Origin of the sequence: Enterococcus sp. HY326, assembly GCF_026157065.1 — a bacterium.
Taxonomy (GTDB): Bacteria; Bacillota; Bacilli; order Lactobacillales; family Enterococcaceae; genus HY326.
Genome location: NZ_JANLGQ010000004.1, coordinates 163,689 through 189,189 on the forward strand (window position 1 = coordinate 163,689; position 25,501 = coordinate 189,189).

29 protein-coding genes are annotated in these 25,501 nt (G+C 40.1%); 21 read left to right on the forward strand and 8 right to left on the reverse strand.

Annotated features, from left to right (window positions below):
• Window positions 1–358: 358 nt before the first annotated feature.
• On the forward strand, window positions 359–1,942 hold the full coding sequence (locus ORH16_RS11460; RefSeq protein WP_265458976.1) for a WD40/YVTN/BNR-like repeat-containing protein: 1,584 nt from the start codon (window positions 359–361) through the stop codon (window positions 1,940–1,942).
• A gap of 253 nt (window positions 1,943–2,195) precedes the next feature.
• On the opposite strand, the gene ORH16_RS11465 is transcribed toward ORH16_RS11460, so the two are convergent.
• On the reverse strand, window positions 2,196–3,242 hold the full coding sequence (locus ORH16_RS11465; RefSeq protein ID WP_265458977.1) for an NADH:flavin oxidoreductase/NADH oxidase: 1,047 nt from the start codon (window positions 3,240–3,242) through the stop codon (window positions 2,196–2,198).
• 305 nt (window positions 3,243–3,547) lie between these two features.
• On the opposite strand from ORH16_RS11465, the gene ORH16_RS11470 reads away from it, so the two are divergent.
• The 7 genes from ORH16_RS11470 to ORH16_RS11500 all read left to right on the forward strand — a co-directional run bounded on the left by ORH16_RS11470 (window position 3,548) and on the right by ORH16_RS11500 (window position 8,077).
• Complete coding sequence (locus ORH16_RS11470; protein WP_265458978.1) at window positions 3,548–4,420, forward strand: AraC family transcriptional regulator; 873 nt, start codon at window positions 3,548–3,550, stop codon at window positions 4,418–4,420.
• A 139-nt stretch (window positions 4,421–4,559) separates the two neighbouring features.
• Window positions 4,560–4,931: a hypothetical protein gene (locus ORH16_RS11475; RefSeq protein ID WP_265458979.1), complete on the forward strand. Its 372-nt coding sequence runs from the start codon at window positions 4,560–4,562 to the stop codon at window positions 4,929–4,931.
• A 225-nt stretch (window positions 4,932–5,156) separates the two neighbouring features.
• The gene (locus tag ORH16_RS11480; protein ID WP_265458980.1) at window positions 5,157–5,477 is read left to right on the forward strand and encodes a hypothetical protein; all 321 of its coding nucleotides are present in this window, start codon (window positions 5,157–5,159) and stop codon (window positions 5,475–5,477) included.
• Window positions 5,467–6,057, forward strand: a complete 591-nt coding sequence (locus ORH16_RS11485; RefSeq protein WP_265458981.1) for a uracil-DNA glycosylase family protein — start codon at window positions 5,467–5,469, stop codon at window positions 6,055–6,057. Before ORH16_RS11480 ends, ORH16_RS11485 begins: the two co-directional genes overlap by 11 nt.
• Window positions 6,058–6,102: 45 nt before the next feature.
• Entirely contained in the window at window positions 6,103–6,882 is a 780-nt protein-coding gene (locus tag ORH16_RS11490; RefSeq protein ID WP_265458982.1) for a class I SAM-dependent methyltransferase, read from the forward strand.
• Window positions 6,883–7,060: 178 nt separating this feature from the next.
• Window positions 7,061–7,447 carry a hypothetical protein gene (locus tag ORH16_RS11495; RefSeq protein ID WP_265458983.1) on the forward strand — a complete coding sequence of 129 codons (387 nt, stop codon included), beginning with the start codon at window positions 7,061–7,063 and terminating at the stop codon, window positions 7,445–7,447.
• A gap of 15 nt (window positions 7,448–7,462) precedes the next feature.
• A complete protein-coding gene (locus tag ORH16_RS11500) occupies window positions 7,463–8,077 on the forward strand; it encodes a Type 1 glutamine amidotransferase-like domain-containing protein (protein WP_265458984.1) in 615 nt (204 codons plus the stop codon).
• Here the strand turns inward: ORH16_RS11500 and ORH16_RS11505 are convergent.
• Window positions 8,022–8,294, reverse strand: coding sequence for a hypothetical protein (locus tag ORH16_RS11505; protein ID WP_265458985.1), 273 nt, complete (start codon window positions 8,292–8,294; stop codon window positions 8,022–8,024). The genes ORH16_RS11500 and ORH16_RS11505 overlap by 56 nt on opposite strands.
• A gap of 148 nt (window positions 8,295–8,442) precedes the next feature.
• Here ORH16_RS11505 and ORH16_RS11510 point away from each other — a divergent pair, with 148 nt between their 5' ends.
• Window positions 8,443–8,670, forward strand: coding sequence for a hypothetical protein (locus tag ORH16_RS11510; protein WP_265458986.1), 228 nt, complete (start codon window positions 8,443–8,445; stop codon window positions 8,668–8,670).
• 146 nt (window positions 8,671–8,816) lie between these two features.
• On the opposite strand, the gene rnhC is transcribed toward ORH16_RS11510, so the two are convergent.
• Window positions 8,817–9,761, reverse strand: coding sequence for a ribonuclease HIII (rnhC, locus tag ORH16_RS11515; RefSeq protein ID WP_265458987.1), 945 nt, complete (start codon window positions 9,759–9,761; stop codon window positions 8,817–8,819).
• A 142-nt stretch (window positions 9,762–9,903) separates the two neighbouring features.
• On the opposite strand from rnhC, the gene ORH16_RS11520 reads away from it, so the two are divergent.
• The 6 genes from ORH16_RS11520 to ORH16_RS11545 all read left to right on the forward strand — a co-directional run bounded on the left by ORH16_RS11520 (window position 9,904) and on the right by ORH16_RS11545 (window position 16,736).
• Window positions 9,904–10,341 (forward strand): cell division protein ZapA, encoded by a 438-nt coding sequence (locus ORH16_RS11520; protein WP_265459229.1) that lies wholly within the window; start codon window positions 9,904–9,906, stop codon window positions 10,339–10,341.
• Between the two features lie 14 nt (window positions 10,342–10,355).
• Window positions 10,356–10,904, forward strand: a complete 549-nt coding sequence (locus tag ORH16_RS11525; protein ID WP_265458988.1) for a CvpA family protein — start codon at window positions 10,356–10,358, stop codon at window positions 10,902–10,904.
• Window positions 10,905–11,098: 194 nt separating this feature from the next.
• Window positions 11,099–13,462 carry an endonuclease MutS2 gene (locus tag ORH16_RS11530; protein WP_265458989.1) on the forward strand — a complete coding sequence of 788 codons (2,364 nt, stop codon included), beginning with the start codon at window positions 11,099–11,101 and terminating at the stop codon, window positions 13,460–13,462.
• Window positions 13,463–13,549: 87 nt separating this feature from the next.
• Window positions 13,550–13,864 (forward strand): thioredoxin, encoded by a 315-nt coding sequence (trxA, locus tag ORH16_RS11535; RefSeq protein ID WP_265458990.1) that lies wholly within the window; start codon window positions 13,550–13,552, stop codon window positions 13,862–13,864.
• A 193-nt stretch (window positions 13,865–14,057) separates the two neighbouring features.
• Complete coding sequence (gene uvrC, locus ORH16_RS11540; RefSeq protein WP_265458991.1) at window positions 14,058–15,857, forward strand: excinuclease ABC subunit UvrC; 1,800 nt, start codon at window positions 14,058–14,060, stop codon at window positions 15,855–15,857.
• A gap of 207 nt (window positions 15,858–16,064) precedes the next feature.
• Window positions 16,065–16,736 (forward strand): hypothetical protein, encoded by a 672-nt coding sequence (locus tag ORH16_RS11545; RefSeq protein WP_265458992.1) that lies wholly within the window; start codon window positions 16,065–16,067, stop codon window positions 16,734–16,736.
• 69 nt (window positions 16,737–16,805) lie between these two features.
• On the opposite strand, the gene ORH16_RS11550 is transcribed toward ORH16_RS11545, so the two are convergent.
• The 3 genes from ORH16_RS11550 to ORH16_RS11560 all read right to left on the reverse strand — a co-directional run bounded on the left by ORH16_RS11550 (window position 16,806) and on the right by ORH16_RS11560 (window position 18,929).
• Window positions 16,806–17,105, reverse strand: a complete 300-nt coding sequence (locus ORH16_RS11550) for a hypothetical protein (protein WP_265458993.1) — start codon at window positions 17,103–17,105, stop codon at window positions 16,806–16,808.
• The gene (locus ORH16_RS11555) at window positions 17,038–17,367 is read right to left on the reverse strand and encodes a GNAT family N-acetyltransferase (RefSeq protein WP_265458994.1); all 330 of its coding nucleotides are present in this window, start codon (window positions 17,365–17,367) and stop codon (window positions 17,038–17,040) included. Before ORH16_RS11555 ends, ORH16_RS11550 begins: the two co-directional genes overlap by 68 nt.
• 110 nt (window positions 17,368–17,477) lie before the next feature.
• On the reverse strand, window positions 17,478–18,929 hold the full coding sequence (locus ORH16_RS11560) for an amidase (protein ID WP_265458995.1): 1,452 nt from the start codon (window positions 18,927–18,929) through the stop codon (window positions 17,478–17,480).
• 146 nt (window positions 18,930–19,075) lie between these two features.
• Here ORH16_RS11560 and ORH16_RS11565 point away from each other — a divergent pair, with 146 nt between their 5' ends.
• From ORH16_RS11565 to ORH16_RS11590, 6 genes are all read left to right on the forward strand, one after another.
• Entirely contained in the window at window positions 19,076–19,984 is a 909-nt protein-coding gene (locus tag ORH16_RS11565; protein WP_265458996.1) for a DUF2268 domain-containing protein, read from the forward strand.
• An 86-nt stretch (window positions 19,985–20,070) separates the two neighbouring features.
• The gene (locus ORH16_RS11570) at window positions 20,071–20,283 is read left to right on the forward strand and encodes a helix-turn-helix transcriptional regulator (RefSeq protein ID WP_265458997.1); all 213 of its coding nucleotides are present in this window, start codon (window positions 20,071–20,073) and stop codon (window positions 20,281–20,283) included.
• Window positions 20,280–20,762 (forward strand): hypothetical protein, encoded by a 483-nt coding sequence (locus ORH16_RS11575; RefSeq protein ID WP_265458998.1) that lies wholly within the window; start codon window positions 20,280–20,282, stop codon window positions 20,760–20,762. The genes ORH16_RS11570 and ORH16_RS11575 overlap by 4 nt, the downstream gene beginning before the upstream one ends.
• Before the next feature lie 41 nt (window positions 20,763–20,803).
• Window positions 20,804–21,703 carry an ABC transporter ATP-binding protein gene (locus tag ORH16_RS11580; protein ID WP_265458999.1) on the forward strand — a complete coding sequence of 300 codons (900 nt, stop codon included), beginning with the start codon at window positions 20,804–20,806 and terminating at the stop codon, window positions 21,701–21,703.
• Complete coding sequence (locus ORH16_RS11585; RefSeq protein WP_265459000.1) at window positions 21,696–22,964, forward strand: ABC transporter permease; 1,269 nt, start codon at window positions 21,696–21,698, stop codon at window positions 22,962–22,964. The genes ORH16_RS11580 and ORH16_RS11585 overlap by 8 nt, the downstream gene beginning before the upstream one ends.
• Before the next feature lie 130 nt (window positions 22,965–23,094).
• Window positions 23,095–23,907: an aldo/keto reductase gene (locus tag ORH16_RS11590; protein ID WP_265459001.1), complete on the forward strand. Its 813-nt coding sequence runs from the start codon at window positions 23,095–23,097 to the stop codon at window positions 23,905–23,907.
• 140 nt (window positions 23,908–24,047) lie between these two features.
• On the opposite strand, the gene ORH16_RS11595 is transcribed toward ORH16_RS11590, so the two are convergent.
• Window positions 24,048–24,608, reverse strand: coding sequence for a YdeI/OmpD-associated family protein (locus tag ORH16_RS11595; protein WP_265459002.1), 561 nt, complete (start codon window positions 24,606–24,608; stop codon window positions 24,048–24,050).
• Between the two features lie 51 nt (window positions 24,609–24,659).
• On the reverse strand, window positions 24,660–25,382 hold the full coding sequence (locus tag ORH16_RS11600) for a gamma-glutamyl-gamma-aminobutyrate hydrolase family protein (RefSeq protein WP_265459003.1): 723 nt from the start codon (window positions 25,380–25,382) through the stop codon (window positions 24,660–24,662).
• Window positions 25,383–25,501: the final 119 nt, after the last annotated feature.

The following is a 25,501-nucleotide window of genomic DNA, read 5'->3' on the forward strand; positions in this document are numbered from 1 at the left end:
TTTGAATGCTATTATATCATTTGATTTAACACTTACATGTTGATTGAATCTTGTTATTGGCAGAGGTAGTTCAAATGTAATGAAAAGCCATTCTATCAAACTAAAAATGCATTGGCGAATGAGTTAATGCTGCTTAACTTAGTAAGTTTCGCCTTATCTATGAGTTAAATTGAAATGGATTTGATGTTTAAAATTAACGAAATACTTTTTTCTAAAAAAATTGTAAATAGACTGGCAACAATTAGCTTTCTATAAGAACTGTCACAATCTTATAAAAAATTTGAAAAAATACTTAAATCTTTCCTAATAATTATTTGGTACCCTGATAATAAATGTGCTCGGAAATGGATGGATCAAGATGGATAAGGAACTCTTTATTATTGAAATGCTTTCGGCACAATCCCTTGTCGTGGCTAGTGATCGAGAAAATAAACGCAAAACTTTTTTTGTGCTGTTGGCAGGTTTCCTAGCTACAATTAGTTTATTTTGGGGCATCAGTACGCTCGTCTATTTTGAATTAAGTCAACGTACCCGAAATTGGCTGTATAGTATTCGCCTAGAATATCTCTATTATTTTTCATTAGGTCTTGGTGCTGTGATTGGAATTATTTTACTATTTTTCACGATAAGCAATCTGCGTGATACTTGGCAATTAAAGAAACACTTTAGTCATTGGTTAGAGGAGCAGGCTGACACAATTGTTGCCTACCCATTGGTTTATTATGGGTTAGATTATTTTTATTTGGCTAAAGATGAAGGTCCTAATCAGCGAATCAAAATCAAAAAAAAACCAAAACAAAAGATTCCGGTCACTATTGGTGAGTATGAAGTTTATTTAGGAAAAAGAGAAGGGATAGCTGGAACTAGTTATAGTCAGTTGTTTATCTTACCGACAGAAACGTTACCTGTCTATGATGAGCATAACTTGAAAGGCAACCGAAATTGGAAATTTTTTGGTGGGCTATCAGTCGTGGCTGGAGTTATTTTAATTGGTATGATTTATTATGGTTTGCGTCATGACCCTATCTCCATAACAGAAACCACAGAAAATACTGATTATCCAACGGAATTTACAACTTCTTCTAACATGCCAGAAGCTGTGGAAACTGGTGGATTGATTTCTCAAGTTGGTAATCCCCCTACAATCACTGGTGGCGAATTATTTCAACTAGATATTAGCCAAAGCGATGAACTATATCAAACAACTGATGGTGGCACATCTTGGCAATTCGTACCGATTCGAGTAGATTGGCTGCGGGCAGGGCATTACACAACAACAGATGGAGAGCCGCCGTTAGGTTATTGGTTGGATAAAACATTTCAAGTTGGGGCTGATTTTAGCTGGTATGTGTATTCTCCAGACAATCTTAATTTGTATTTCCTACACTCAATGGATAATGGTCAGACGTGGCAAACTAGTGTGGTTTCTAATTTGCTTGCAGAACGTCTACGCTATCGTAAGGCAAACTTTTTTAATCCAGGACAAGCTGGTGCAGGTCGCGGCTACGTGGCCTACTCATTAGAAGATCCTTCTGTTTCGGCGGAAGATTTATTTTTCTTTTTTACCAATGATTATGGGCAAACCTGGCAAGCGGGCGTTAGCGCAAATTTTGACCGGCCAATTCAAAATGTCAGTTTTCTATCTAGTCAAATTGGTTTTGTCAGTACCAGAGATGATGTGTATTACACAACGGATGGAGGTTTAAATTATGACCAAGCCGTTATTTCGCCACCAGATGGCTATGCAAAAGGTGGTTTAAATATTTTTGATTTACCAAATGAAGTTGTCCAGATAAATTCCACGACTTATAGAGCAGTTTTTAATTTTACTAAGACTGGGGATTTTGAAGGAAACCAGATGGATAGTTGGATTTATCAATCAACTGATGGTGGAGCTAATTGGGAAGTCGTTGAACAAGGAAACCAAATAAGAATCAATTAAAATCTGAATGCTGCCATCCAAAAGTATTAAAATAAGAATCGTTTATTTTGCACTAAAGAATGCAGACAGATAGTAAAAATATTTATGATTGAAAGATAAGAACTAACAATCTAAAAGCCAAAACCGCTAATATTTAGGGTTTTGGCTTTTTTGATTTTAATATTATTGAAATACTGAGGTTCATTTGAAAACTAACTTTTCAGATTTACAAGTTTAAAAATTTAGCCACTATCTCCTACACAAAAAAATTCTTTTAATTACCGCTTTTTCTTTGTCCTCGCAAATATGAATTGTTATAGACTTGAAAGTTGGTATCCCGCAGCTGAACTGCGGCATCGGCCAGCCAATTTACATTACGAATTAGCGCGCGGCCCTGCAACACTAAATCTGCTTGATTATTTTGCAAAATATATTCACACAGACCAGCATTATCCAAGTGGCCAACAGCGGTGACAGGAATTGTCACGTTTTGTTTCATAACGGTTGTGTAAGGAACTTGATACCCATCAGAAATGGGGATATTAGGTTTTTTATCAATCAACCCGCCAGTGGAAATATCTAAACAATCAACACCAGCAGCTTCTAGCCACTGACCAATTTGTAGCCATTCATCAATTGAGTTTTGAACACCCGTTTCATCATAATCAGAAAGAGACAGTCTGACCCACAATGGCCCGTTGTAGAATTGACGAATTTCTGTAACAGTTTCGCCTAAAAAGCGGTAGCGATTTTCTAGATTGCCGCCATATTTGTCGGTCCGTTGGTTGGTTAAGTTTGATAAAAATTGGCTAATCAGATAACCATGGGCACCATGAAGTTCAATCATATCAAGATTGGCAGCAACACTGAGTTTCACTGCGGCAACAAATGCTTGCTGAATGGCTTTTATTTCCTCATGACTTAATGCGGCAGGTTCGGGGTACTCTTGATTAAAACGCAATGGACTTGGCGCCACCGTTTTAATGGCATCCTCTGCTTTACGGCCGGCGTGATTTAGTTGAATGCCGACTTTGGTACCGAAGGAATGTAAAATCTCAACTAAGCGGGTTAGTTCTGCTTGTTGCGCTTCATTCCAAAGGCCTAAATCATTTTTACTGATGCGGCCATCTGGCAAGATACCAGTGGATTCAATGATAATTAAACCGACCTTTGATAGAGCTCGTGCACCGTAATGGGCAAAATGAAAAGGGGTTAAGATGCCGTCTTCTTTTTTGACCTCATACATACACATGGGGGACATCACGACACGGTTAGCCAGTTTTAAATTTTTAAGGGTAACCGGAGATAATAATTTTGACATGGGTCGACTCCTTTTGTGACTGCCAGTGGGCTGTCATTTTTTGTACCTTCATCATACAGTGAAAAAAAGAAAAACAACAGTAGGCACTTTTTTATCAGGTAGTTACAAAAAAGTAAGTGAGGATGTCAAAGGGATTATCAAGGAAGCTTTTTGATAGAGACAAGTTTATTTTCCTCCAACTCTCTACGGATTAAACTGTTTTTTTGTATAATGAAAATGTGAACTGATTATCCGACAGTTTCCGACACAAAAAGTCGGCTTAAAAAAAGTTGGCTGTTTTATATTGTAAGTAAGGAGGAAATGCTATGGATTGGATGAGACAATTGAATCAGGCTTTGGATTATATTGAAGAAAATTTGACTGGGGAAATTTCTCAAGAAAAAATTGCTGAGATTGTCCACTGCTCCAGCTATAATTTTCAGCGGCTGTTTTCTTATATGGCCAATCAGTCCCTGTCTGAATATATTCGCGGGCACAGGCTGACTTTGGCGGCCTTTGAGATTTTAAGAAATGAAGAGCGTCTGCTAGATGTAGCTGTAAAGTATGGCTATGGTTCCCAAGATGCTTTTAGTCGAGCTTTTAAAGCTTTTCATGGTGTCTTGCCCTCGCAAGTGCGCAAGCAACCAGTTCAACTGAAGTCTTGTCCCAAACTTTCCTTTCAATTAACAATTAAAGGAGAAAAACAAATGCGCTATCAAATTGAAGAGTGGCCGGCCTTTAAGGTTGCCGGCTATAGCTATCCTGTCACAACGGAAACTGTTTTTGCAGAGGTTCCTAAAATTTGGACATCTGTCTGGGAAAATGGTCGCATCAATGAGTTGACCAAACTTTTTCAACAGACCGATTACCGGCCTGCTGGTTTTTTGGGTGTTGCCATTGGTGGTCAATGGGGAGATTCAGAAAACATGAAATATTTTATCGGGGTGACCAATCATGTGGATGTCCCAGAGTGTCGGGATGTTTCTGCTCCTGAGGGCATGACTGAAATATCCTTAGGGAAAGCCAAGTGGGTGGTCATCGAGGCGAATGGGGAATTGCCTGGAGCTGTTCAAGATGTTTACCAGCAATTTTATCGGGAATGGCTGCCAAATTCCGGTTATCGGCTGGCGGATTTACCAGCCCTTGAATGTTATTTGCAGGAAGGTCATCAAGAGGTCTGGATTGCTGTCGAGAATTAAATACTATTTTGCAAATAATTTTTATTTTTGACTATATTTTGCATTGAAACAGCTTAAATTTGCGACCAAAGCCCGATAAAGAAAGTCTTTCTTTTTGATACACTAGTGTTATTAGGAAATCAAAAGGAGGGGAAGGGAAATGAAAAAAGGGTTAGTTGCAGTAATAATGGTTGGTTTGTTGAGCTTAAGCGGCTGTCTGGCACCGAAAACTTTTAACGGTAGTTCCACAGGAAATGAAGATCAATTTATAACCTCTTATTCTGTTTTAAACACAACGCTATCTAATGAACTGGAATTAGAAGCTGGGGACATTGTTGATGTTTCTGTGGAGAATAATTGCGGACAATTGGAAATTCATCTGGAGGAACCCGGTGGACATAAAATGCTGCGGGAAAAATTTCTCACCACCAGCGAATCCTTCCCCGTAGAAATCTCAAAATCTGGCAAGTACCGCGTCTCGGTCATTGGCGAGAATGCCAAGGGTGAAGTCAGCATAGTGAAACAAAGTTAAAACTTTTAATAATAATTTATAAATCAAATACCCGAATAATACAAAATTTGCTTTTAGGTTCTGTAAATCACAAAAGTAAATCTGCGAGAGTTTCTAAACCCGCAGTGTATTATGCGGGTATTTTTGTTATTCAAGAGTTTGAAAATGATTTTATTTTGAAAATTAACTAAAAAGAGCTTTCTTTGGTAAAATAAAGAGGACAAATCTGCTTGATAGGAGAAGTCTATGACAGAATTAAGAGACTACCAAAAAATCGTTTATCAAAATAAAATCGAGCATCAATTTAATGTCACCAATATTGAAAAAGAATTTTTGTTTTTATACGGCGAAGTTGCAGAGGCTTTTGATGCCTATAAAAAGGGTCAAAAGGTGGGGGAGGAGTTGGCGGATGTGGCGATTTATCTTTTAGGCTTGGCTGAAATTTTGAAGGTCGATTTAGGCTATGAACTGGAACGAAAGCTTGCTATCAATCAAAAACGACGTTATCAAAAAAATTCTCAGAGCTACGCTCAGCGAATTGAAGAAGGACCGCAGTATGACAAATAAAAAAGAAAATTTTGAAATTCTGGCTCAACAGATTGCCAATTGTCGCATCTGTGAGGGGCGCTTAGACCCTGCGCCCGTTTTTCGGGGAGACCAACAGTCGAAAATTGTTCATATTAGTCAGGCTCCTTCTAAAACGGTGGGTGAAACCAAAATGCCCTTCACAGATGCCAGTGGCCGTAAATTACGACAGGAATGGTATCAAATTTCTAAGGAAGAGTTCAATTTAGAGACTAATTTTTGCTTTGCTGCAGTCGGTCTTTGCTTTCCGGGAAAAAATAAAAGCGGCGGTGATAAACAGCCGCCAGCCATCTGTGGAAAAACTTGGTTGACTCCTATTCTAGAAGCAGTGGATTATCAACTCATGATTTTAGTCGGTGGCAAAGCTGCCAATTATTTTTTCCCAAAGGCCGATTTTTCACGCCTAGTGTTTGAAAACCAAGAAATTAATGGACGGCCAGCGATAATTTTGCCGCATCCATCCCCGTTGAATATTAAATGGTTTAAAGACCATCCAGACTTTTACCAATGGCGTTTAGCAGAAATTCGCCAACAGGTGCAGACTGTTTTACAGATAAATTAAGCTGAAGTAGTTTTAAAAAATTTAGTACGGAATAAAGGAGAAGATATGGATATTAATCAACATAACAGCCAAGCTTGGGATCAAAAAGTGAGTGACCAATCTGTCTATACTTTAGCAGTTAGTGCTGAAGAGGTAGCAAAGGCCCGCAAAGGAGAGTGGCAAATTGGCGTTACCGCTGGAAAACCAGTTCCTCGGGAATGGTTTCCGCCAGAATTATTCAATAAAAAAATTCTTTGTCTAGCTTCTGGCGGCGGTCAGCAAGCACCGATTTTGGCAGCGGCCGGCGCTGAGGTAACAGTCGTTGATATTTCAGAAAAACAATTAGAGCAAGACCGATTTGTTGCAAAGCGAGACCGGCTTTCTTTTGAAATAGTACAAGGTAGTATGACGGATTTGTCGCAGTTTGCCGATGAAAGCTTTGATATCGTCGTTCATCCGGTTGCTAACTTATTTGTGGCAGATATAAAAATTGTCTGGCAGGAAATTGCCCGTGTGTTGAAAACACAGGGCATTTTAATTGCAGGGTTCACGAATCCGCTGTTGTATATTTTCGATGAAGTGGCCGAAGAAAAAGGCGAGTTAGTTGTGAAAAATGTGATTCCTGGCAACTCATTAGATTGGTTACCTGAAAATCAGAGGACAGACTATTTAGCTAGTGGACAGACCATCGAGTTCGCCCATACTTTGGAGGACCAGATTCAAGGGCAATTGGCAGCCGGTTTTGTACTGACGGATTTTTATGAGGATGATTTTGGCGGCAGTCGCCCATTAGACAAATATATTAAATGCTTTGCTGCAACCCGGGCAGTTAAATTATCAATTTGAATACTAAAATGGATTTACTATCAGGACTTTGCTTTGGTACAGCTCTGAGAGTAAATCCTTTTCCTTCTAAAAGTTTTCAAATGTTTCTGCTAAACTGTATAATAAAAAACAAGACTGCCACGGACATGAGCAGAAAAATTCGCGATAGCGACGAGCAAAAACAAGTGAGGTTTAACTGATGAAAGAAATAATGCGTAAATACAAAGCCTTAATTTTTGGTGGGATAATTGCCCTCTTCTTTGGGATTTTTATTTTGGGAGAGCGATTTATTCATGGTAGCTGGTGGGTGCGAGGCTTTGGCATCATCTTAATTCTAGGTGTTTTTTATTCGATTTACCAAGACATCACACGGCGGGAACACTTTGAAAAAACTTTAATAGCTTATGTAGCGACTTATCAAATTCCTTTGGAGCAGCTAGGAGACATCACCGGTTTTGACAAATATGATTTTCAATTATCCACAAAAAATCAAGTGAGCTTTATTTACAGCGGCAATCAAAAAAAGACCAAGCAAGTTTTGGCCGCCTTAGAAAAAAAATACGGCAAATTGACGAGCGAGGCGTGATAGGAGATAGTTTCTATGAAAAAATTATTTTTAGCATCTTCATTTTTGGATAGTTATCAGTATTTGGCTGATTTTGCAGGAAACGACTTAAAAGGACAACGGGTGACCTTTATTCCAACAGCCAGTCTGGTGGAGGATAGTCTGCCGTTTTTGGATGAAACACGGCAACTATTTAAAGACTTAGGCTTAGTTGTTGAGGAGTTAGAAATTAGCACTGCTTCGACAGAGAAAGCTCAGGAGGTCTTAGCTAGAAATCAGCTGATTTTTATTTCTGGCGGCAATACTTACTTTTTATTGCAGGCCCTTCAGCAAAAAAACTTACTGCCGGTTTTGACAGCAGAAATTGCGAAAGGAAAACTTTACATCGGTGAATCAGCGGGCTCGATTTTAGCTGCACCATCCATTGATTATATTGACAAAATGGATGACCCCAGCCAAGCGCCACTAATCAAAGGTTATCAGGGGCTAGGGGAAATTACAGTTTATCCGTTGCCCCATGTTGGCAATCGCTATTTTGGCACCTTGATTCAAGAGATCATCGACGAGTATCAAACTAAAATCCCACTGCTGCCGTTTACTGATCAACAGGCAATTCTGGTGGCAGGGGGCGAGCATCGCTTGATTGGTTAAAAGTCGAGTTATTCTTTTTTAAAATTATGATGAGGTTGCTGATAAATAAAGCGCCTAAAGCGAAAATCAGCAAGTAAATAAATGGCAGTTGGCGCATGTGATAATCGGTATACAGATTTTCCGGTAGACGGGAAGCATTGTCGATTTGAATTAGATAAAAGAAGCTGAGACTAGCTAAAATGGTAAAGCTCAGATTTGCAGCGGCTAACTTTTTCATTTAAAAAATCCCCTTTCAAGCTTGGTAAGGCCAGTATAGCGATTACATTTTAGGGAATCGTTAAGAAAAGTCAAAGTTAAGAAAAATTTTCTTTTTTCCTTTTAAGGCTGTTGTATAGTAGTAAGGAAGTATGTTGAGGAGGTGCGAAATGATTCGCAAAGTGAAAGTTTTTAGTGCCAATACATTAACCTATGAAAATCCCCATCAAGAAGTTGAACGGCAAGTAAATGAATATATAGCTTATGTCATCGACCACGATGCTGAGGTGTATGATATTCAATATCAAGAAAGTGCTTTTCGCGAGTTGAGTGTTTCCGCCATGGTTATTTTTGGTGAGCCTCGAGTTAAGGAAGATAGCGAAACTAAACCAGCATAATTAATGGGTCTGTGACAAAAACTTATCAGCCGTTGACAAAATAATTGAAATTTCATCTGCTATTCGCTGTACTAAATAGCGAACAGTGAAGTTAAAATTATTTTGTTAGTAACGATAATAAGTGCTGTCACAGTCCCATTTGTTTTTTATTTTAATGAGTTTTGGGCTTTTTGCGTATTGGCAAAATGCAATTTAGCGTATTTCCCTAGTAATTCTAGGCCGCCTTTTTTTAAAATGCGGCTGGCAACTTGATCTGATTTAGCTCCAGCACCAGAGGGCAATTGCAAACCGACTTCTGCTGATTCTTCTGCCAGTTCATTTAAAAAACTGGCACGACAGAGAATCGAAGCGGCGGCAACGGCTAAGTGATATTGTTCGCCTTTAGTGATGAAGTAAATTTTTTCGCTGACCTGATTTTTTTCTGCGGCAAGATATTTGCGGTAATTGCCCTCCGGAGTAAACTGGTCAATTAAAATAGCGTCAGGTTTAGTTGGCGCAATTTTTGCTAAGAGCAAACTGATTGCTTGATTATGCAAAACTACTTTCATGTGGACAGCATTGTATTTTGGCTGTACGGCATTGTATTTTTCCGGTGTCACAACGAGCAGCTGATAGTCAATCAAGCCTTCTAACTGGCTGGCAATTTGCTTAATCTGCAAATCGGTTAGCTCCTTTGAATCACGGACCCCCAGCGCTTTTAATTCGGCCAATTTTTCTTTAGGCGCATAGGCCGCACAGACAACTAATGGACCGAAGTAACTGCCGTTGCCGACTTCATCACTGCCGATGACTGACAGCTGACTAAATCCAGCCGGTAAGCCGGGCTTTGCTGCCGCCGATTTTTTTTTCGCAGCAGTTGCTGTTCCGCTGGCGTTGCTTGCTTGTGGTGAACTGTCCCATTGCTGGGCTTCTTTTTCCGCAGCCGGCCCTTGGAACATAACTTTGCCGGAATTATAAATGGTCACGGCAGTTGTACCTTTTTTAGCGAAGAGCTGGGCGTGGGGAACTTGTTTTTTTTCAGCAAATCCTTGATAATAGGATAAGATTTTTTGATAAGTATTGGTATCAGGTTTTAAGACGATGGTTGCCATGAAGAATCCTCGTTTCTTTTTTCTGATATTTATCATATAATAGGAACAACTTTTTTGAAAGGAATTCTGATTAATTTAGCATTCCCAACGGACTTCTGCTAAAATGGAAGCTAAAGGTTGATTTAGGAAGGAAATGATTGAAGTGGCCTTAGAAAAAAATCGCTACAAAGCGGTCATCGACGGCAAGACTTATACCATAATTGGTTCAAAGAATAAACAGCACATGGATTTGGTCAATCAGCTCGTGAATGACCAATTAAAAGAAATTCGTCAAATTTCTCCCAGCGTCACCAAGGAGGAAGGGGCTGTCCTCTTAGCAATTAATGCAGTCTCTGATCAATTGACGAAGCAAACGCGGATTTTACATTTGGAAAAAGAAATCGCCGAATTAAAGCAGCGGCAAATTCGCATGGTGGAATTAGAAAATCGAATGAAGCGGATGGAGGCTTTGGAACAAGAAGCCCGTGATGTTTTAAAAAAGCAAGGGCGCAGTGATGTAGAAGTCCACAATCATGTGGAGGCCCAGCAGATTTTAAATGAAAATCGCAAGCAACAAATCAAAGAAAAGACACAGAGTTAACGAAAGGACACATTATGCTAACCCTTGGGATTCTTTTGTTATTAGGGATTGCCTTTTATTCCGGCGCACGGCGGGGACTGGCAATGCAACTAGTATATACGGTCGGCTATTTTGCCACCTTTATTATCGCCCGGACTTACTATCAAGACTTGGCACCCTCTTTGGAATTATTAATTCCTTATCCAGCAGTCACGGAAAATGCAACGATGGTCTTTTTCGACCAGCAGATTTCCTTAAACTTAGATCAAGCGTTTTATGCCGCCACAGCTTTTTTAATTATCACCTTTATTGGCTGGTTGGCAACTCGCTTTGTCGCAATTTTCTTTAAAAAATTGACCTACATTCCAATTTTAAAACAATTTGATTGGGTGGCAGGGGGCGTTCTCAGTTTTATTGTGGTCTATGTCGGAGTTTTTCTGATTTTAACGATTGCCAGCTACGTGCCAATGGAGGCTGTGCAAAATCAATTTGAAAGATCTGAAGTCGCCCGCAGCATTGTCACCAACACGCCAATTCTTTCCAATATGATGGAAAATTTGTGGGTGACTCAAATTATCGGCTGATTAAACGAGTCGAGTAAATTAACATACTTGTGACAGAAGTAGTCAGCTTTTGTTCACAGTTCATCAAGGTTGTGACATAAGGACAGACAGAAAAATTCGCCGTCAAAGGCGAGCACCTCTTCTGGAAACGGCTTATGTTGCAACTTTTTTAGCGGAGTAAATAAACTCAAAAATTGAGTTGAGAAGGTGAAAATATGAATCAACGAATTTTAACGACCTTAGAATTTAATAAAGTAAAAAAAGCCCTTGAAAATTACTTGGCAACTGACCAAGGAATGGAAGAGCTGGAAAAATTAGTGCCAATCAATGACCGCCAACGGATTCAAACCGCCTTAGATGAAACCGAAGACGGTTTAAAGGTTCAACGACTGCGGGGCGGCATTCCCGTGCCGAAATTGAAAAGTATTCGGCCTCATATGAAACGAATCGAAATCGGCGCTAATCTAAACGGTATCGAATTAGCTGAAGTGGCTCGTGTCTTAAGTACCACCAATGAGGTAAGCAAATTTTTCGGTGATTTAGCGGATAGTGAAATTGAATTTGCCCGCCTGTATCATTGGAATGAGCAATTAGTAACGATTCCTGCTCTAACCCGTCGTTTAAAAGAGGCGATTGATGAAGACGGCCGTGTGACAGACGAGGCTTCGCCAGAGCTACGGAGCATTCGCCAAAGCATCCGTCGCAGCGAACAAAGTGTTCGGGAAAATCTGGATAGTATTGTTCGTGGAAAAAATGCCAAATATCTTAGTGACGCTTTGGTAACGATGCGTAATGACCGTTATGTGATTCCAGTGAAAGCCGAATACCGCAATATTTTTGGCGGCGTTGTCCACGACCAAAGTTCGTCAGGACAAACTTTATTTATTGAGCCCAAACAAATTGTCGAATTAAATAATCGCCTGCGGCAGCATCAAATTGCTGAGCGCACAGAAATCGAACGAATTTTATCAGAATTATCCGCAGAGCTAGTTCCTTATCGCCGAGATATTTTACAAAATGCTTATGTGATTGGCCAATTTGATTTTATCAACGCTAAAGCTCGTTACGGAAAAGAAATCAAAGCGATTGTTCCTGAAATCACTGAAGACAATCAGGTAGATTTTCGCCAAGCTCGGCATCCTTTGATTGATCCGGAAAAAGTCGTACCCAATGATATTGCAATTGGCCGAGATTATCAGGCGGTGGTTATCACAGGTCCTAATACTGGGGGGAAAACCATCACACTGAAAACTTTAGGTCTGCTGCAACTAATGGGCCAAGCCGGTTTAGCTATTCCGGCGGGTGAAGAAAGCACGATGGGGATTTTTGATGAGGTCTATGCCGACATCGGTGACGAACAGTCGATTGAACAAAGCCTGTCGACATTTTCATCTCATATGACAAACATTGTTAGCATTTTAGATAAAGTCGACGAAAAAAGTTTGGTGCTCTTTGATGAACTAGGTGCGGGAACCGATCCGCAGGAGGGGGCCGCTCTCGCAATTGCAATCCTCGATTTTCTCGGAGCCAAATCAGCTTATGTGATGGCGACAACTCATTATCCTGAGTTAAAAATTTACGGCTACAATCGTCCCGGCACAATCAATGCTAGCATGGAATTTGATGTCGATACTTTAAGTCCGACCTATCGTTTATTAATCGGGGTACCTGGGCGCAGTAATGCCTTTGAAATTTCTCGGCGGCTAGGTCTTGCTCCAACGGTGATTGATTCAGCCAAACAAATTATGGATGATGAAAGCCAAGATTTAAATGAAATGATTGCCGACTTAGAAAATCGCCGCAAAATGGCAGAGACCGAATATTTAGAAGTCCGCTATCATATGGATGAGGCTGAAAAACTCCACAAGCAATTGGAAGATGCCTATAGTTATTTCTATGAAGAACGGGAAAAAGAATTGGCGAAGGCCCGTAAAGATGCCAATAAAATTGTCGAAGATGCACAAGAAAAAGCCGAGAAGGTCATCTCTGACATTCGTAAAATGCAATTAGCGGGGGGCAACAGTGGCGTCAAAGAGCATCAATTAATTGATGCCCGCACGCAGCTTGCTGGTCTGCGGCAAGAGGAAGACCACTTGCAAAAGAATAAAGTTTTGAAAAAAGCTAAGGAACAAAAACGCATGAAAGCTGGCGACGAAGTCATGGTCAATACTTATGGTCAGCGGGGCACGCTAATTAAAAAAGAAGGAGATAGCTGGCAGGTTCAAATCGGCATTTTAAAAATGACGGTGCCGGAAAGTGATATGACTGTTGTAGCACCGATGAAAGAACCGGTGCAACGGGTGGTCAATACAGTGCGTTCTAGCCAAGCGAGCCATGTCGCCAATCAATTAGACTTACGGGGCCAGCGCTATGAAGAAGCGCTGGCAGAAGTCGATCAATATTTAGACGCCGCAATTTTAGCCGGCTATCCGCAGGTGACGATTGTTCACGGCAAAGGTACCGGCGCTCTGCGACAAGGGATTACCGATTATTTAAAAAATCATCGAAGTGTTGCAAGCTTCGAATTTGCGCCGAATAATCAAGGGGGCAATGGCGCTACAATTGTGAAGTTTAAATAGAACACTTATTAAGAGTAAGCAGATTATTAGGCATCGAAAAATGACGGTGCTATAATAATGGCAGTGAAAAACTAGGAGGTATGTCAAATGGCACAAGTTGTAACAGATAAAACATTTAATACTGAAACAGAACAAGGTTTGGTTTTAGTTGACTTTTGGGCTACTTGGTGTGGACCTTGTCGCATGCAAGCACCAATCTTAGATCAATTGGAAGAAGAATACGACGAATCAGAATTCAGAGTGGTGAAAATGGATGTGGATGAAAATCCGGAAACACCAGCATCATTCGGAATCATGAGCATCCCAACTTTACTGTTGAAAAAAGACGGCGAAGTTGTAGATAAAGTAATTGGTGTTCATAGCAAAGACCAATTAAAAGAATTAATCAGTCAACATATGTAAGCTGAAAAATTACTAATCTGCAGTGCAAGAAAAACTTGTGCTGCAGACTTTTTTTGTTTTCAAAAAAAATCAACCCAACGCCAGTCGGCTTAAAATGACTTCTCTTGACTTGGCATGTTATAATAAGTCAGTAATTTGAGAACATCAGTTCCTTTAGTTTTCATTACCTAAGACTAGTGAGGATGACTTTTCCATGAATGAACGAATTAGAAATAAATTGGCCCTGCTACCGGATCAGCCGGGTTGTTATTTATATAAAGATAAATACGGCACTATCATCTATGTCGGCAAAGCTAAGATTTTAAAAAATCGTGTGCGGTCTTATTTTACCGGCAGTCATGACACTAAAACCGAGCGGCTTGTTAGTGAGATTGATGATTTAGAATATATTGTGACAGAATCCAATATTGAAGCCTTGCTTTTAGAAATTAATTTGATTAAGAAAAATGATCCTAAGTATAATATTATGCTGAAGGATGATAAAACTTATCCCTTTATCAAAATTACCAATGAGGATTATCCGCGACTTTTAATCACCCGTAAAGTGTTAAAAGACAAGGCTTTGTATTTTGGTCCTTATCCCGATGTCGGCGCCGCTAATGAAACAAAACGATTGCTAGATCGCTTGTTTCCTTTGCGAAAATGCAAGGTTTTGCCTAAAGAAGTTTGCTTGTATTACCATATGGGTCAATGTTTGGCCCCCTGTGTTTTCAATGTTCCGAAAGAAACCTATAAAGATATGGTCAAGGAAATCAAGAAATTCTTGAATGGTGGCCATACAGCAATTCAAGACCAATTAAAAATTAAGATGGATACTGCAGCTGAACAGATGGAATTTGAAAAAGCTGCTGAGTACCGGGATCAAATCAACGCCATTGAAACAATTATGACCCGCCAAAAAATGACCAATGCCGATTTAATGGATCGGGATGTCTTTGGCTATGCGGTTGATAAAGGCTGGATGTGTGTCCAAGTCTTTTTTGTTCGACAAGGCAAATTAATTGAGCGGGATGTCTCGATTTTTCCTTTTTATAATGATGCAGAGGATGATTTTTTGACGTACATCGGCCAATTTTATCAAGAGAATCAGCACTTTGTTCCAAAGGAAGTGCTAATTCCAGATGATATTGATATGCCCAGTGTTGAAGCGCTGCTCAAGACTAAAGTTTTACAGCCACAGCGGGGAGAAAAGAAAAAGTTAGTCAAGCTGGCGGCTAAAAATGCCGGTGTTGCGCTAAATGAAAAATTTGATTTGATTGTCCGCAAGCAAGAGCGGACATTAGGCGCTGTGGACCGTTTAGGAAGCGCACTGAATATTCCGAGTCCAACCCGGATTGAAGCCTTTGATAACTCAAATATCATGGGGACCGACCCAGTTTCGGCGATGGTGGTCTTTATTGACGGCAAGCCTGCTAAAAATGAATACCGCAAATACAAAATTAAAACGGTCAAAGGGCCGGATGATTACGCTACGATGCGGGAGGTTATTTATCGCCGTTACTCGCGGGTTCTTAAAGAAGATTTACCTTTTCCGGATTTAATTTTAATTGATGGGGGCAAAGGTCAGGTCGACGCTGCTCGAGATGTGCTGGACAATCAGCTAGGCTTAGATATTCCGATTGCCGGTCTAGCGAAAAATGACAAACACAAAACTAGCGAATTACTCTTTGGCCCAAATTTAGAGGTGGTGCCATTAGAGCGCAACTCTCAGGAATTTTTCCTATTGCAGCGGATTCAAGATGAGGTCCATCGATTTGCGATTACCTTCCATCGCCAGCTCCGCAGTAAAAATAGTTTCTCTTCTAAGCTGGATCAAATAGACGGCTTAGGTCCCAAGCGCAAAAAGCTTTTGCTGAAGGAATTTAAATCGGTTAAAAATATTACCGCCGCCAGCATTGAAGAATTACAGGCGATTGGCTTACCAAAAGGCGTTGCTGAAAATGTCTTTGCTGAGTTACACAAGACAGAAGAGTCAGAAAAAGAGCAGAACTAAAGTTAATCAAGTTATTGAAAAGCTAATTGGAATCTCCTATGGGTGATTAATCCAGTTAGCTTTTTGTATTTTAAATTTTATTTTTCATATAAGAAAGCCTGCTAGTCTTTACGCCGTATAAAATTATCGATAAAATAAAAGTAAGAAAAGCTGGCAAGATTTTTAGCAAAGTTGCTGTTGTAACGAGAAGTGAAAGAGGGGGAGAAGATGAAAAAAATTGCTATGGGCTTCATCGTATTCACAGGATTAATGCTTACAGGCTGCAATAATCAAACAGAAAAATCGCAAGCGGTTGACTCGCAGGCTAGTTCTACCACTAGCAGTATTCTAGAAAGTAGCGAATCAACTGAATCAACTAGTAGCCAGCAGACTCAAGAGACTAGCCGGACATCTGATACGAGTGGGAATACAACAGAAAGCTCCTCAATAGCTGATGCTGTTAATAAATTTCCTTATGCTGTTGATTTGTCTGCTTTGGCTAGCTCTATCACGTTTTATCATGGCGTTAGTGTCAATTACCCAACCTCTTTTACATTAGATAACTTAATGTCTAGAGAGCCTCTCATTACGATAACCTTTGAAAGTCCCGACAATACAGTTGGAGCTTCAAAATATCAAGGCAGCATCACTGAAATTCCAACAAAGGAAATTCGGATTTTCTCAGCTAAGGATGATTACATTCGGAGTGTTTTTGTGAATACGCAAATTAATTTGGACTTGCATATCGAAGGAGAGCATGACTATCAAGAAGGTGTCAATAACAGACCCATGTATTTGTTTGCGAATGCCGACGGTGGCTATTCGTTAGCTACGCCTAATTATGCTGGCAATGTGCTAGAGCAAGATCAAGATGTCATGCAGGAAGTGTTGAGAGCATAAAAAGAATCAGAAATAAACTGCCAAAAATTTTCCACTATAACGGAATATTTTCGGCAGTTTTTTTATTGGCTAGTTCTTAGACACTTCTTTTGATGAAATGATTTTTGCTAGACTTGGGCCCAACAGCTCCCTGCGACAAGCTTCAACTTCTTGAAAAGTGAAGCGACCTCCGTAGGCTAAAAATTCATAGAGCACACCAAATTCTTTTATAAAAAGATTTTGCGAAACAAAACCATTTTTCAAATAAAAATTTTTTCGCTTAATACGCTGTTGTTGGTTTTTGGCAGCACTATCCAACGCCTCAATCGTCAAGCCGATTTTTTTTGCCGCTGTAGACAGTGGGCAACGCTTGTAAAACTTTACTACCATAATATTGCCCCCGCAGATTTGGATCAATGGCAAAATAAAAGATGAAGACTTTGTCCTTTAAAACAACCGAATACAAAAAGCCGAGCCAACTATCTTTCTGCCAGACACTTAGTAATTCAACAGCTGGCTTTTTTAGATTTCTCTGTAAAAACCAAAAAGGCATCCGTTCAAGTCGGGGAAAGGCAGCTTGATAGAGCTGTTTTATCTTGGCTAAAGCTACAGTTTGTTGTTTTGGCTGTTCAATTTTTTCAAAGGTGAGCATGGCGCCTCCATTAGAAAAATATTTTGATAAAATTTTTCAACTTATTAAAATAAAATGCAAGCAAGATTTTCACCTTGCTAAAAAATAAAATACGACCAGAGTTTTCAATATTATTGATAAGCTGCGGGCAGCTTGAATAAATCTTGTGCCTCTAGCTGATATCCAATTTGCAATAATAAATCCTCCTGTCCTTTAGAGGTCATAAATTGAACTCCTAAAGGCAAGCCCTCTTTGGTCACATGCGTTGGCAAGCTGATGGCCGGTTGCCCGGTCAAATTGGCTAGCTGTGTGAAGGGTGATAGAGTCAGGCTTGGTTCAAACATCTGATAAATTAATTCCCCCTGTTGACCGACAGACAGCTCCTCAATGGCACTTAATTGCTGGCGAATCGAATCGCTTTGCAAATCTTGATCAATTCTCGGTGCCGGAAAAGCGGTGGTGGGTGTTAATAGTAAATCATAATCAGAAAATAACTTTTCCATCGCTTCCGCAGCGCTATCCCAAAGCTGCAGGGCTTGAATATATTTTTCAACCGGGACATTGGTTCCATACTGATACAAGCCCCAAGTAATTAATTCCATATCCTTTTGAGTCAAAGCTTTTCCTAATTGCTTGCTGATGCCGCTAAACATGGCTGCTGTTTCAGCACCATTCATCAAATAATAACTTTCCATTAATGCAACGCCATCGACTGGATAGGCGATTTCTGTAACGCTGTGGCCTTGTTGTTGCAATTCAGCCGCCATTTTTTTTGTGGCGGTAATCGCCTCATCAGAAACCTGTGTGCCAACAGGCGATTCCGTTAGAAAAGCAATTTTAAAGGGGCGGTCTAATCTAGTATCCTGCCATTCGTCTTTTGGCGGATGATACGGTGCGGCTTTGGGATTGCCTCGTAATTGTAAAAATAAATGTTCTGTATCTCGCATTGAAACGGTCAAAGCAAAATCAATAGAGGCCCCTTGCCAGCCACGATATTGTCCAGGTCCGGTAGGCATGGCGCCACGAGTTGGTTTTAAGCCAATTAATCCACTGAAGGAAGCGGGAATTCGAATCGAACCGCCGCCGTCGCTAGCACCAGCAATCGGAAAAATGCCGCTGGCAACCGCCGCCGCTGCGCCGCCGCTAGAACCGCCGGGGGAATGCTCCAAATTCCACGGATTGCGGGTGACTCCGTATAATTCAGGATCAGTGATGTTTTTGAAACCGAATTCCGGGGAATTACTTTGTCCGGCGGGTACCAACCCGCTTGCGATTATTTTTTTTGTAAAGTTGGATGTTTTTTGGGCGAGAGCATCTTTAAAAAGCTGGGACGCTAAAGTTGCCGGCCAGCCTTTTTTTTCTTGACCTAATATTTTTAAAGGAATGGGGAGTCCGTAAAATGTTTGTGTCTCATTATAATTTCCTTGGTTGAAATCTTTTTTTGCTTGAGCCAAATCCCAAGAAATCAAAGCATTTAGCTGGGGATTTAAGGTTTGGATTTTTTTGTCTACCTGCTGATAAAATTCCGCTGGTGCCACCGCTCCTGTTTTAAATTGATTGACCCAATATAAACCATCTTTCATCAGAAAACCTCCATTTAGTAAAGTAATGATTCAAATTAATTATACACGATGGGGTTCAAAAAAATGGCTGCGTTGTTCTTGAAAAAAATTTTTTCTTGACCTTGCCGTTGCGTCAGCCCTTAAACTGAGCTTAAGGAGGTGAGGAAATGGAAAATATCGCAATTCGTATAATAGATTCAACAGCTTTTTATCAACAGGCACTGAGAGGGCAGGCGACAGAAGATGATTTTCGCTATCAGCTGATGGCGCCACTGGAAAAAATGTGGCAGTATTTAAATGCCCCTTTGAAACCAAAAAGTCTCGGTGGTTATGATGTGGTGATGGCTTCGGAAATGATGGGCATCTGGACGCCCCGCAAGAGCAATCAGTTAATCGCCGATAAATTGGAAAAATTAGTGGCCACGAATATTTTTACAGAGGCTCCAGCTGTTTTGAGACAAGGAATTTCTGCTTTTGCTGAAATCGGTTATCAAATACCTGTGACCGAAATTGTGGTGACAATTTTATTAGGAGATTCAGAAAAATCGATTTTGATGGCTAGTGAAGGTTACAGTGGCTTTGGTGGCATTCCCGGTTTCATTTTTTTGGTGGTAGTCCCAAATCATTTTAATCAAAGCCGTTTGAAATCGGCTTTAGCTCATGAATTGAATCACAATGTTCGATTCACCTATGCGCCATTTAATCATGGGGATGTCAGTGTTGAAGAATATTTGGTGATTGAAGGATTAGCTGAGGTTTTTGCTGAAAAATTATATGGAATTGATCAGCGAGGGCCTTGGGTACAAAATTTTACTGAAAAAGAGTTAGCCGATTCAATTGACGTTATGAAGGCTGGCCGTCAAGCTCGAGGATTTGAACAGGTGGCGGCTTATATGTATGGCGATGCTGTCGCTAAAGCACAAGGCTACGCGCCAGTAGGACTTTCACGAAATGCCGGTTACACCGTCGGCTATCATTTAGTAAAAAAATATTTAAAAAACACAGGAGCTTCGATTGAGAAAGCGACTCTAACTCCTTCAGCTGAAATAATTAAAGAATCAAAAATTTTTGACTAAAAAAATGTATAGCTCACTTTACAAAAAATGTAAAGTGAGCTATACTTTATTTGTAAAGCGAACTATACATGAATGGAGGAGCTCCAATGGAAAATAAAATTCATGAGTTGCGCAAACAAAATAAAGTCACCCAAAGCGAGCTGGCCGAGGCGGTGGATGTCACCCGCCAGACGATTATTTCTTTAGAAAATGGCCGCTACAATGCCTCTTTGATTTTGGCCCACAAAATTGCTCAGTTTTTTGATTTAACGATTGAAGAGGTGTTTGAATTTAATTTGGAGGAGGAGAATATTAGGTGAAGCTCAAAATGCTCAATTTAAAAAATGTGCATAATGATCAGGATTATATCGAATACTTAAAAATGAGAAGTTGCTTGTCCTTTGGCTTTGTTCTCTTAGGCATTATTTTGGCAGTTACTTTTTTCCTAGCCGAACGTCATAGCTTGGTCCAGCTATCAAGTTATTTTAAAGGCTTTTATTCCGGCATGGCTAGCAGTTTGGTTGCAATAGGCATTATTCGGCCCTTAAAAAATTACCGCATTATTCAACAGCCCGCCCTAGTTAAAAAGATGCGCATCCGCGATACTGACGAGCGCAACGTAGACTTGTCTACCAGAGCTTTAAAAATTGCGAGCACGTTTCAGCTTATAGCTGCCTATGTGATGATTCTAATTGGTCCTTTTTATAACAAAGCTTTAGTGATCATTGGTACAGGGTTAATTTTAATATTTATTTTTGCCTACTGGATTAGTTATGCTATCCTGAAAAATAAATATTAGAAAAATGCCATAAAACTATAAAAAAAATAAGGAGTAAACAAATGTTAGAAGTGAAAAACTTAACCAAAACATTCGGGAACTACACAGCGGTTGATAATTTGTCATTTGACATTCCTGACGGCAAAATTTTAGGCTTAATCGGCCAAAATGGTGCCGGCAAGACGACAACTTTTCGCCTAATCCTCGACTTTTTAACCGCTGATTCTGGGGAAGTTCTTTGGAATGGTAAAGAAATCAGCAGCAAAGAATACAATATTATCGGTTATCTGCCTGAAGAAAGGGGCTTGTATCCAAAAGTTACCATTCAAGATCAGCTAGTCTATTTTGCAGAGCTGCGGGGCAAAACTAGAAAAGAAATTTTACCTAAGATTGATGAATGGATGGAAAAATTTCAGGTGAAGGGTAAGAAAACGGATAAGGTTAAAACTTTATCAAAGGGCAATCAACAGAAGGTTCAGCTGATTGCAACGTTGATTCACGAACCAAAATTAGTTATTTTGGATGAACCCTTCAGTGGGCTTGACCCGGTCAACGCTGAGTTGTTAAAAGACGGCATTATTGAATTGAAGAGTAAAGGCTCAGCGGTTATTTTCTCCAGTCATAATATGGACAACGTTGAAAAAATTTGTGATTCCTTAATTATGCTACGCAACGGAGAAACCGTTCTAGATGGTAAAGTTCATGAAATTCGTGAATCCTTCGGTCGCACCAAGCTCTTTTTGGAATCGGCTTTAAGTAAAGCCGATGTTGAAGGCTTTGCTGGCGTGAAGGAAGTCATTGAAAGCTCAGACGGCAGCTTGAATATCACCTTAAGCGAAGCTAAAGCTGGCGAAGAAATTTTTATGCGAGCAACTCAAGGGGGCTATATTCCGATGTTCAATCAACAGCCACCAACCCTTGAAGAAATATTTAAATTAAAGGCAGGTGACAATAATGCGTAAATTTTGGATTATTGCGTTAGATATTTATAAGAAAAACGTCAAATCAGGTGCGTTTGTCGTGATGATTTTATTCCCGTTTATTATCATGGGGATTGCCTATATTGCGGGAAGTTTTGCTGGCGGAGTTGGCGAAACTAGCAACTTTGGCGTAGTCGCAACCGACAGCAGCTTATCTCAAGGTTTTGATGCTTTGAATAATGATGATTATGATTTTCAGGTGATTGACTCAGAAGAAGATGCCCAAAAGGAATTAGCGGATGAAAAAATTGACGGGTACTTAGTACTTAGTTTAGATGGCACTGAAGTCAAAGCAATCATGTACAGCGATACCACGCTGGGTACGACAACAGAAATGGTTATTCAACAGTATTTAACGGCTATCCAGTCATCTACACGGGCGGCAAGTCTAGGGCTAACTACTACAGATGTTGCCAGCTTGAATGAAGCTGCCAATTTCACGTCTGAAAGAGTCAGCTTTGATGAAGATGGCAAAATGGTTATTGATGAAAATGATACCTTTATCCAATCAATGATTAGTTTTGCGTCTACAATTTTACTAATGGTTTTTATCATGACCTATGCTCAAATTGTTGCTCAAGAAATTGCTTCAGAAAAAGGCACCCGAATTATGGAGGTTATTCTTTCCAGCACAACTGCTAAAAGTCATTTTTACGGTAAGATTGTCGGAGTACTGCTAGTTGCCTTAACTCAAATGGTAGTTTATGGACTTGTCTTTGGCATCGGCTTCCAGTATTTCAAAAATCTCGAGATTGTCCAACAAGTGCTTAATGGAATTTCTGCCGAACAAATTTTTGGACCGTTCTTAGTCTTCACCATTATTTATATTTTCCTAGGAATTTTGATTTACTCTGTGCTTTCCGCTCTTTGCGGTTCTCTAGTCAGTAAATCGGAAGATACCGCTAAGGCAATTATGCCGGTGACCTATCTATCGTTAGGCGGTTATCTCTTAGGAATTGCCATGGGGATGTCAGATCCGAATAATATTGTAATGCGTGTTACTTCGTATATTCCGTTTCTGTCCTCATACATTATGCCTGTCCGATTGGCGAGTAATGTAGCCTCCAATACAGAAGCTGTGATTTCGGTGGTAATTTTAGCCGTAACAACCGTAGCATTAATGCTCTTGTCGGCTAATTTATACAAATCTAATGTGTTAGTATATAACGAAGGCGGCTTGCTAGCAGCCTTGAAACAATCATTTTCAATTTTGCGAAACGAACGCCGCAAAGTTAAAAGCTAAAAAATTATATTTCCTGATAGGTCACCGACTTATCAGGATTTTTTATTTGAAGGTCAATTAGTTGACGAAAGCCTCATCTAATTGGACAATAAAAGAAATGCTGCAAAAGACAGAATTAGGAGGAAAGAAAATGGATTATCAAACATTAAACAACAGTTTAGAGATTCCACAAATTGGTTTAGGTGTGTGGCGGGCACCCAATGAAGATGCCGCCAAAGCAGTTGAGTGGGCATTGAAGGCTGGCTATCGCTTGATTGATACGGCTGCTGCTTATAAAAACGAAGATGGTGTTGGTCAAGGCATCCGCAATTCCGGGGTTCCCCGCGAAGAAATTTTCGTGACGACAAAATTATGGAATAGCGACCAGGGCTATGAATCTACCCATCAAGCTTTTAACGACAGCCTAGAAAAATTAGGCCTTGATTATGTGGATCTGTATTTGATTCACTGGCCTGTTGCTGGCAAATATAAAGATTCTTGGAAGGCGATGGAGGAAATTTATGCTAGCGGCAAAGCCAAAGCAATTGGTGTTTCCAATTTCCATCAGCATCATCTAGAAGACCTTTTAGCTGATGCAAAGGTTAAGCCAGTCTTAGACCAAATTGAAATCCATCCAACCTTGACACAAGAGCCTTTGAGAAATTATTTGAAATCCATTGACGTTGCAGTTGAAGCTTGGTCGCCGTTAGGTCAAGGAACTATTTTGAATAATCCTGTCTTAGTGGAAATCGGCAAGGCTCATCAAAAGACAGCAGCCCAAGTTATTATCCGCTGGCATTTGCAAAATGAGATTATTGTGATTCCTAAATCCGTTCACGAACAACGGATTCAAGAAAACTTTGATGTCTTTGATTTTGAATTATCCGCTGAAGAAATTCAAAAAATCAATGGTCTCAATATTAATGAACGTTTAGGTGCTGATCCCGATAATTTTAATTTTTAAAAAATAAAAAATACTGTTAAAGAAGCCTTGTTCAATGCAGGACACTTCTTTAACATTATTTTTTCATTGCAACAAACTAGTTGAAAAGATTGTAAGTTACAAGAATGAATGCAATTTCTATTTTTCTAAATTAAAGCTGTTTACATCGGCTTCAGATTTTGAGAAATTCGTTCTAGCATCCAGGCCAAGCGTTTCTGACGCCCGGCGTCGGTCTTGGCATCGAGATAAGCTCGGGTATACGTCTTTTGCACAGAAGGCGACATCTTAAGAAAATTTTCGTAGGCCAGCGGATTTTCCTTCAATAGCTGAGCAGTTTGGGCAATATCCGTTTCCGTGATGGCTGGATTAATAGGTTGGTCCCACTGGCCGTTAGCTTTGGCTTCCGCATTTTTTTCCCGACCGGCCGTCGTCATCAGCCCTTTACTTTCTAAAACGGCAACTAATTTTTTATTCTTTTCTGACCATTTGCTATTTTTGCGGTGTTGGGCGAAATACTTTCGATATTGCTGCTCATCAATTTTTTTCATCTGCCCGTCAATCCAACCAAAACACAAAGCTTCTTCCAACGCTTCTGCTGCTTTTAAGGTTTTCAGCGTAGCTGCTTTAGAAAAAAGCAGCCAAACTCCTGTTTCACTGTGCTGATTTTCCTGTAACCAGCGGCGAAACGCCTCACGATTTTCAAAAAGTAATTCATTTTCCATCAGCCTACTCCTTAGCTTTTCTTTTAGTATAGCATAGGAGGAGCTGGCAAATTAAAGCTGATTGACAAAATAATTAAACAAGCCTTGCTCTTTGGCGTCAACGTGATGGTTCAATTCTGGGTGCCATTGGACGCCTAAAATTTTGTGTTCTGGTTGAGTGCTTTCAAGCACTTCAACAATCCCATCATTTGCCCAAGCCGTGGCTTTTAATTGAGGAGCAATTTTTTTTATGCCTTGGTGGTGATAGGAATTAACTAGATGGCTATCTCCAATTAAATTATTCACTAAGCTGTCTGGCGCAGTTTTGACTTCGTGGGTGGCAAACCATGGTGCAGTGGGAGCTTGTTCGTGTTTTAAGGCTGTCTTTTCATAAAAAGATAAATCTTGATATAAGGTGCCACCAAGAGCCACATTCACTAGCTGAACACCACGGCAAACTGCAAAAATTGGTTTGTGCTGAGCAACAGCTTCCTTAACTAAGGCACTTTCAAAATGATCCCTTGCCGGATTAATTTCTCCTAATTTTTCGCTGGGTTCTTCTCCAAATAGCTGAGGCATAATATCTTGGCCGCCTGCTAAAAGTAGTTTGTCAATTTGTTTAATGTAACTTTGGGCTAGCGTTGGTTCCCCGATTGGTAAAACTAGTGGTAGGCCACCAGCTATCTGGACAGCGTTTACGAAGCCTTGGGGTGTATAAGTAACTTGATTGCCGTTAAATGTTTGGCTAGCGTGAACTAGTTGATTGCCGGCAATACCGATAATTGGTAATGACATAAAAATTGCTCCTTCATTTTTTTGGTAATCATAGCATTTTTTGCCAAAAACCAACATTATTCCGCTTCGCAGAAGTCTTTAGCTCAATGGCTTTTAAAAAAAATTAGAAAACTTTGTCT

Coding starts and splice junctions, on each gene's coding strand:
- ORH16_RS11465 (WP_265458977.1), bottom strand. CDS start 3,242: ATGTCAAAATTATTATCTCCGGTTACCCTTAAAAATTTAAAACTGGCT.
- ORH16_RS11550 (WP_265458993.1), bottom strand. CDS start 17,105: ATGGTAGTAAAGTTTTACAAGCGTTGCCCACTGTCTACAGCGGCAAAA.
- rnhC (WP_265458987.1), bottom strand. CDS start 9,761: ATGGCAACCATCGTCTTAAAACCTGATACCAATACTTATCAAAAAATC.
- ORH16_RS11530 (WP_265458989.1), top strand. CDS start 11,099: ATGAATCAACGAATTTTAACGACCTTAGAATTTAATAAAGTAAAAAAA.
- ORH16_RS11460 (WP_265458976.1), top strand. CDS start 359: ATGGATAAGGAACTCTTTATTATTGAAATGCTTTCGGCACAATCCCTT.
- ORH16_RS11485 (WP_265458981.1), top strand. CDS start 5,467: ATGACAAATAAAAAAGAAAATTTTGAAATTCTGGCTCAACAGATTGCC.
- ORH16_RS11500 (WP_265458984.1), top strand. CDS start 7,463: ATGAAAAAATTATTTTTAGCATCTTCATTTTTGGATAGTTATCAGTAT.
- ORH16_RS11505 (WP_265458985.1), bottom strand. CDS start 8,294: ATGAAAAAGTTAGCCGCTGCAAATCTGAGCTTTACCATTTTAGCTAGT.
- ORH16_RS11560 (WP_265458995.1), bottom strand. CDS start 18,929: ATGAAAGATGGTTTATATTGGGTCAATCAATTTAAAACAGGAGCGGTG.
- ORH16_RS11600 (WP_265459003.1), bottom strand. CDS start 25,382: ATGTCATTACCAATTATCGGTATTGCCGGCAATCAACTAGTTCACGCT.
- trxA (WP_265458990.1), top strand. CDS start 13,550: ATGGCACAAGTTGTAACAGATAAAACATTTAATACTGAAACAGAACAA.
- ORH16_RS11590 (WP_265459001.1), top strand. CDS start 23,095: ATGGATTATCAAACATTAAACAACAGTTTAGAGATTCCACAAATTGGT.
- ORH16_RS11480 (WP_265458980.1), top strand. CDS start 5,157: ATGACAGAATTAAGAGACTACCAAAAAATCGTTTATCAAAATAAAATC.
- ORH16_RS11490 (WP_265458982.1), top strand. CDS start 6,103: ATGGATATTAATCAACATAACAGCCAAGCTTGGGATCAAAAAGTGAGT.
- ORH16_RS11470 (WP_265458978.1), top strand. CDS start 3,548: ATGGATTGGATGAGACAATTGAATCAGGCTTTGGATTATATTGAAGAA.
- ORH16_RS11595 (WP_265459002.1), bottom strand. CDS start 24,608: ATGGAAAATGAATTACTTTTTGAAAATCGTGAGGCGTTTCGCCGCTGG.
- uvrC (WP_265458991.1), top strand. CDS start 14,058: ATGAATGAACGAATTAGAAATAAATTGGCCCTGCTACCGGATCAGCCG.
- ORH16_RS11475 (WP_265458979.1), top strand. CDS start 4,560: ATGAAAAAAGGGTTAGTTGCAGTAATAATGGTTGGTTTGTTGAGCTTA.
- ORH16_RS11565 (WP_265458996.1), top strand. CDS start 19,076: ATGGAAAATATCGCAATTCGTATAATAGATTCAACAGCTTTTTATCAA.
- ORH16_RS11510 (WP_265458986.1), top strand. CDS start 8,443: ATGATTCGCAAAGTGAAAGTTTTTAGTGCCAATACATTAACCTATGAA.
- ORH16_RS11545 (WP_265458992.1), top strand. CDS start 16,065: ATGAAAAAAATTGCTATGGGCTTCATCGTATTCACAGGATTAATGCTT.
- ORH16_RS11495 (WP_265458983.1), top strand. CDS start 7,061: ATGAAAGAAATAATGCGTAAATACAAAGCCTTAATTTTTGGTGGGATA.
- ORH16_RS11555 (WP_265458994.1), bottom strand. CDS start 17,367: ATGCTCACCTTTGAAAAAATTGAACAGCCAAAACAACAAACTGTAGCT.
- ORH16_RS11580 (WP_265458999.1), top strand. CDS start 20,804: ATGTTAGAAGTGAAAAACTTAACCAAAACATTCGGGAACTACACAGCG.
- ORH16_RS11525 (WP_265458988.1), top strand. CDS start 10,356: ATGCTAACCCTTGGGATTCTTTTGTTATTAGGGATTGCCTTTTATTCC.
- ORH16_RS11585 (WP_265459000.1), top strand. CDS start 21,696: ATGCGTAAATTTTGGATTATTGCGTTAGATATTTATAAGAAAAACGTC.
- ORH16_RS11570 (WP_265458997.1), top strand. CDS start 20,071: ATGGAAAATAAAATTCATGAGTTGCGCAAACAAAATAAAGTCACCCAA.